Source organism: Candidatus Bartonella washoeensis Sb944nv (genome assembly GCF_000278135.1).
GTDB classification, from domain to species: Bacteria; Pseudomonadota; Alphaproteobacteria; order Rhizobiales; family Rhizobiaceae; genus Bartonella; species Bartonella washoeensis.
The window spans coordinates 1-2,654 of sequence record NZ_JH725024.1 but is presented as its reverse complement, the minus strand read 5'-3'; the positions used below and the strand labels follow the sequence as shown (position 1 = coordinate 2,654).

General features: G+C 38.7%; 4 protein-coding genes. All 4 read left to right on the top strand.

Annotation, left to right across the window (positions count from 1 at the left end):
* The first annotated feature begins 52 nt into the window (after positions 1-52).
* The 4 genes from MCQ_RS04670 (at position 53) to MCQ_RS04655 (ending at position 2,643) form a co-directional block, all read left to right on the top strand.
* Complete coding sequence (locus MCQ_RS04670) at positions 53-1,186, top strand: DUF1376 domain-containing protein (protein ID WP_006923854.1); 1,134 nt, start codon at positions 53-55, stop codon at positions 1,184-1,186.
* Positions 1,104-1,616 carry a hypothetical protein gene (locus tag MCQ_RS04665; RefSeq protein ID WP_035008003.1) on the top strand — a complete coding sequence of 171 codons (513 nt, stop codon included), beginning with the start codon at positions 1,104-1,106 and terminating at the stop codon, positions 1,614-1,616. Before MCQ_RS04670 ends, MCQ_RS04665 begins: the two co-directional genes overlap by 83 nt.
* A 177-nt stretch (positions 1,617-1,793) precedes the next feature.
* The gene (locus MCQ_RS04660; protein WP_006923852.1) at positions 1,794-2,141 is read left to right on the top strand and encodes a hypothetical protein; all 348 of its coding nucleotides are present in this window, start codon (positions 1,794-1,796) and stop codon (positions 2,139-2,141) included.
* Complete coding sequence (locus MCQ_RS04655; protein ID WP_006923851.1) at positions 2,128-2,643, top strand: hypothetical protein; 516 nt, start codon at positions 2,128-2,130, stop codon at positions 2,641-2,643. The genes MCQ_RS04660 and MCQ_RS04655 overlap by 14 nt, the downstream gene beginning before the upstream one ends.
* The last annotated feature ends 11 nt before the right edge of the window (positions 2,644-2,654 follow it).

Sequence of the window (2,654 nt, the reverse complement as noted above, 5' to 3'; positions counted from 1 at the left end):
GAAGCAGATGCTTTAGCAATTTTATATTTAGTTAAAGAGAGGGAGATTGGGTATGTCAACTAAGTTGGCTTGGACAAGGCTTAATACAGAGCAGTGGGCAGTCGTTGTCGACTATTTACCTCCTGTAGAGGGTAATATCTATATGAGATTGCGGTTTCGCATGCTTCGTACTGGTGAACCTCTTGTTTGTAACATTAAGGTTTTATCTCATTACACTGGTTATTCAGTCAAGAGGTTTGAAGCTGCATTGAATGTTTTGCTAGAAGGTGGCTACATCATACGTTTAGAAGATGGAAGCTTGTGGAATTTAGATGTCGAAGAAGAGTTAAAAAATTGCAATGAGACTTTAAATAAGCTTTCAGAAAAAGCTATAAAAGCTGCGAATACTAAGAAGAATAAGCATCAAGATAACTCATCAAGAAGTCATGATGACTCATCAAGAAGTCATGATGACTCATCACGAGGTCATGATGACTCATCACGAGGTCATGATGAGGTCATGATGAAACACAATAACAATAACAATAACATATATAATAAAAAAACTAATACTATCGTATTAGTAAAAAAAGAAATTGGTTCTGAAAGTTTAGAAACTGATGATCAGGTTCATGAACCAACAGAGGTTCATGCTTGCGAAAGCCCACCAGATCAAATCGCAACCTCATCAGACAACCAACCTCCCATTGACGAGCAAGAGAATGCTCCCAAAAAGGCCAAGCGGGTGAGAAGTGATCGAGGCTGTCGATTGCCAGAGGATTTCAAACCTAATTTGCAATACGCAATCGATAAAGGCTTAACGCATGATGAGGCGATGTTAGCAGCTGAACGGTTCGCAAATTTTTGGCTAGCAAAATCAGGAAAGGATGCGACCAAAAAGGATGCGACCAAAGATGATTGGCAAAGGACTTGGTACAATTGGGTTACACATCCCGAATTGGGGCCTGTAGCACAGAAAAAAGCAAAATTAGAACAGGAGAAACAGTATGGAAAACCAAGAATTGAACGAACAGGACAACAGCGTGGGTGGAATTATCGAGTTGCACAGCACATGTCCAATGTCAAAAATTCAGATAGTGTGTACAAATTTCTCTTCGAGGACAATGAAAGAACCACCATTCCTTTGGAAAGCGGGGCAAAAACCATCGATTGCAGAAGTGGGGAGGGTTACCTCATTGGTCCATGATGCGTTGAAAAAGCTTGAGAAAAAAGCCACCGAAGAAGAAATCCAAACGACGTATCTTGTCCTTTCAAGTGGTCTCAGGAGCCAATTGGGATCAGATGAAAAGTCAACAGCGCTTGCGTATCTTTACGCTCTTAAAGGCATAAGCAGCTGGGTATTGCAAACAGCAACAAAGAACGCTTTGAAAGGTAAAGCAGAGGGCTTAAATCCGACCTTTATGCCCTCAACAGCAGATTTTTATCGTTATTGCGAAAAGCTTGAAAACGATATTCGCTTTCGTGCAAATCGTATTATCAAAAACCTTCAAAAGCCTGAGTTAAAGGGAAAAGAACAGGTAACGCCCTTAATGACAGAGCGCATGGAAGATGTTCAACAAGAGCTTGAACAGGTTTTAAAAGGGGTTAGTGGCACAGTGAAGCACATAGCGTTTTAGCAAAGTAGAGGAGTTTAGTGCGAGATATTGGAATAGATATGCGTTTAAATCGACAAAAAGGCACCGTACAGAGCGATTTGGTATTTTTTTGATAAAATACACATTGGAGGTTAAAACGACTCTGTACGGCCCATTTTGAGGCAAATAGACCAATTGGTGAAATTATGGACTAAAAGCATGGGAATATTAAAACATTTGTTCTTAACAAACCGTAAACAGCCAAGGCAAAAAAAGTGGGTTGCAACGGCGGTTGGTTATGTTCCTTGGGGGGATGGGGCAGCGGAGTATTTTTACAATCTCTACGAATATGAGGATGGCACAAGAGAGTGTGAAAGGTTTGATGGTGGCCAGTATTACACCATACCAGAAAATGCAGATTTTAGCACCAAAGCGCAAGTGAAAGCGTGGGTTTATGGGGGCAATGTTCCGAAAAGCATTCTGAATTACGAACCCCTCATAGACGAGATCAATAGAGAGATTAAAAAATTATCAAAAAACTCAGGAAACGAATATGTTTACAGATAAGCAGATAAGAGCCTTACTTGGTGTTACAACCTTTATATTTTTATGTTTTTTAGGAATTAAAAAAAATCTTGATTTTATTCAGACTATTTTGACATTTGCGTCTGTTTCTTTGGTAATAGTAACAACTGTTTTTGCAATTTTATGCAATTCTCATATTCCTTCTGAGTTACAGAACAACCCAAAATATAAAGATGATGATACAACGGGTTGGGTGAAACTAACACGTGATTTACAACAATATATGCACAGCGTCTTAAAGCTAATAATGTTAGCATTTATAGTTTTAATTTTCCCAAGTAGTTATGAAGAGACAGTTTCTTTGTCTGTCGTTTCTCAGTACGTGGAGCATAAGCTTTCTTTTTCATTGGATACTGTACTTTGGTACTCAGATATTGCGCTTTGGTATTCCTTTTTAGTTTGTGTATTGTTTCTTATGTTACATACACGCAGTTTAATAAATATATCTATCCTTACCCTGCAGTGTTCCGTTATAAAGCCATAGTAAAATTTCCG

What these genes read in the sequence shown, in the direction of transcription:
- MCQ_RS04665 (WP_035008003.1), top strand. Translation starts at nt 1,104, where the DNA reads ATGAAAGAACCACCATTCCTTTGGAAAGCGGGGCAAAAACCATCGATT.
- MCQ_RS04655 (WP_006923851.1), top strand. Translation starts at nt 2,128, where the DNA reads ATGTTTACAGATAAGCAGATAAGAGCCTTACTTGGTGTTACAACCTTT.
- MCQ_RS04660 (WP_006923852.1), top strand. Translation starts at nt 1,794, where the DNA reads ATGGGAATATTAAAACATTTGTTCTTAACAAACCGTAAACAGCCAAGG.
- MCQ_RS04670 (WP_006923854.1), top strand. Translation starts at nt 53, where the DNA reads ATGTCAACTAAGTTGGCTTGGACAAGGCTTAATACAGAGCAGTGGGCA.